This is a genomic window from Flavobacterium sp., from assembly GCF_043778725.1.
Taxonomy (GTDB): Bacteria; Bacteroidota; Bacteroidia; order Flavobacteriales; family Flavobacteriaceae; genus Flavobacterium.
This window is the reverse complement of sequence record NZ_JAYWFT010000018.1, coordinates 1-2,613: the sequence shown is the minus strand read 5'-3', so window position 1 is coordinate 2,613 and position 2,613 is coordinate 1. Positions and strand designations below refer to the sequence as shown.

Here is a 2,613-nt window from a genome sequence, read left to right as displayed (position 1 = left end):
TTCATTGCGGTAATATAGCAAGGGTTGATGCTTCCGTGATAAGTTGTCCAAATATTAGTGCCATTATTATCAAATTTAGCAATAATTTGATTGGATTGTCCTTGTTCGGGTTGGAAAGTTCCTATAGTAGCCATATTCGGGCTAGTTGAATATCCTGAGATATAAAAATTGTTGACTTTATCGTGAGATATATAAAGTCTGGTATTATTCGCACTAGTAGTTAGGAAATTTAATCCAAAACCTTCTGTTTCATTGCCACCATAGTAGGTACTCCAATCTAGTACGCCAGAAGGTGTAAAACGTGCGATGAAAAAATCAGAAACTCCGTTGATATTTGATTGGTAGGCATTTGTAGTAGCAATATTTGTAATACTGCTCGTAGTACCTAGTATGTAAATGTTGTTGGATGTATCTATATCTATACCCGAAACAACATCAGTATCGTTTCCACCAAAATAGGATGCCCAAGTGAGTTGCCCAAGATTGTTGAATTTTGCAATAAACCCATCAGATTCGCCTCCGCCAAAAGAAGGTTGGTAGGCATTTGGTGTAGAAAAAATAGGTTGTGAGTTGCTAGTAAAATTTACAAAAGCACCTACAAGGTATAAATTGCCGTCTTTATCTGTTTTAGAGTCTTGAAGGTAAAAACGTTCATCGCCGAAATAAGTACCCCAACTGCGTTGAAAATTAAAATCTTGTGCATTTACTGTAATGCTTATTAATAAAAAAAGGATAGCTTTTCTCATTGTGTTTAAAATTTAAAAATAGACAGATAGCTTAGCTATCTGTCTATAAAATTATTTATTGAATAGTTACATTATAAATTGGTGCTGTACCTGTACCCATTTGACTATAAGTTGCAGTCCAACCGTTACTGGTTATTGGGCCTGGAGTATATCCAGAACCAATAACTCCTACTTGTTTTGTAAACCCTCCAATTCTTACTTGTACCCAATAAAAAACTTGAGCAGCTCCTAGAGGAAATGCTACAGTACTTGATATTACAGTACCACTTGTAGCCGAAGTAGCTCTTTCCCAAGAGTTGATTGTTGGTGTACTTGATGGTGAAAAGAATGGAAAACGAGTTAAATTGGTAGTTGTTAATGTATAAGTAGCAAAAGGCGCAATACTTACTGATCCATTTGGTTTTGAATTAAATTGAGGATAAGCACCTGCAACACCAGTATTGGTAACTAAATTATCAATCATCACTGTATTAGCAGTTAAATTGATAAGTCTAAAGGTTTTTTGTGCCTGTAGTTGCATCCCGCAAATAAACAAAGCAATTAAAAATATTTTTTTCATTTTATTATATATTTATGGATTAATGAATGTGATAGTTGTTTCTGCAATTGGATTTCCTGGGGTTGCGGGATAAACATCACAATATGCTTCCCAACCATTTCCAAGAATTTGACCATTTAGGGTTGATACACCTATAGAACCTGCAATACCTCCAACTCCATTAATAGTACCAATACTAAAATCTAAAAAGTTAAAGTTTTGAGAAGCGGCAAATATATTATTCCAAAGGTTTACTCCAGTTTGGTTGACTAATGCACTAGTTGCAGAGTTTTGCCTTGTCCAATTAAGATTACTTATAACAGGAGGAAGAGAATTTGGTGAGGAGTAGAACGGAAATTTGGTTGTACTCAAATTATTTACCAAAGTATAAGACTGTCCTGCATATAATGCGAATGAATATCCATAGCAATAAGGATAAGTTCCAGTTGTTGGTTTTGTTCTAATGCCATAAATTTTCATGGGGCTATTAGTAAGATTGGTAATGGTTATCTTTTTTTGAGAGAAACCAGAAATAAAGGTTACTAGCGCTACTATTATGATTAACTTTTTCATCTTGCTCTTTGTTTTTGGTTATACATTTGAGATAATTTATTGGAGTATTGTTCTAAAGCAAAATAAACCAACATATCGTTGGATATTGCTTTTTCAGCGTCGATATCGGTTTGACTTACACCGATTTCTTTTAACAAACTAGTTGCTTGATTTTCAATTTCTAAATTGATTTGCACGCTACTTTTGTTAGAATTGTTTTCTGCTTTTGATTGGTACCAATCTTTTAAAGCACTTTCAAAACTTACCATTTTTGCAGTTTTCAATACAGCGGTAGCTGCTTGAGGTTGTTCTACATTTGTTTGGTCGTTTTCTTTACTACAAGAAGTAAAGAAGATTGCTGACATAATTACACCAGCAAAAATAAATTTTAATTTTTTCATCGTAATTAATTGCCCACGCTACAAGATGGACATTTGTTTTAGTTATGTAGCTTCTAAAATTACAAAAAATATTATTCCGTTTACAATTATTGTAAAATATTCCTTTCTTTTTCTTGAATAAATCAAAGTTTTTCAAGTCTTTGTTTCAGGTAATAGAGAAATTATTTTTTTGTGTTATATATAGGTGTTCTTTTTGTTTATTTTTTCTTTACCAATGTTGGTAATTGATTGTTGCAATTGTATTGTTTCTCTTTTATGCTATTTCGTGTAGCTCAAAGGTGTCAGTTAACGTTTCGCGGCTACAAGAAGTGGCGAACTTCGGAACTGCGTATTTTCTGCTAAGATAAAATTTCTTGCGGAAAATAAACGTGAATTT

Annotated in this window: 4 protein-coding genes; all 4 read right to left on the bottom strand. The window is 33.2% G+C overall.

What is annotated here, in order from left to right:
* A partial coding sequence (locus ACH2CG_RS02135) for an SBBP repeat-containing protein (RefSeq protein WP_395061734.1) occupies positions 1 to 746 on the bottom strand: 746 nt, incomplete at its 3' end.
* A 55-nt stretch (positions 747 to 801) separates the two neighbouring features.
* On the bottom strand, positions 802 to 1,305 hold the full coding sequence (locus ACH2CG_RS02130) for a hypothetical protein (RefSeq protein ID WP_395061732.1): 504 nt from the start codon (positions 1,303 to 1,305) through the stop codon (positions 802 to 804).
* Positions 1,306 to 1,317: 12 nt separating this feature from the next.
* The gene (locus ACH2CG_RS02125; RefSeq protein ID WP_395061730.1) at positions 1,318 to 1,857 is read right to left on the bottom strand and encodes a hypothetical protein; all 540 of its coding nucleotides are present in this window, start codon (positions 1,855 to 1,857) and stop codon (positions 1,318 to 1,320) included.
* Positions 1,854 to 2,237 carry a hypothetical protein gene (locus tag ACH2CG_RS02120; protein ID WP_395061728.1) on the bottom strand — a complete coding sequence of 128 codons (384 nt, stop codon included), beginning with the start codon at positions 2,235 to 2,237 and terminating at the stop codon, positions 1,854 to 1,856. Before ACH2CG_RS02120 ends, ACH2CG_RS02125 begins: the two co-directional genes overlap by 4 nt.
* Positions 2,238 to 2,613: the final 376 nt, after the last annotated feature.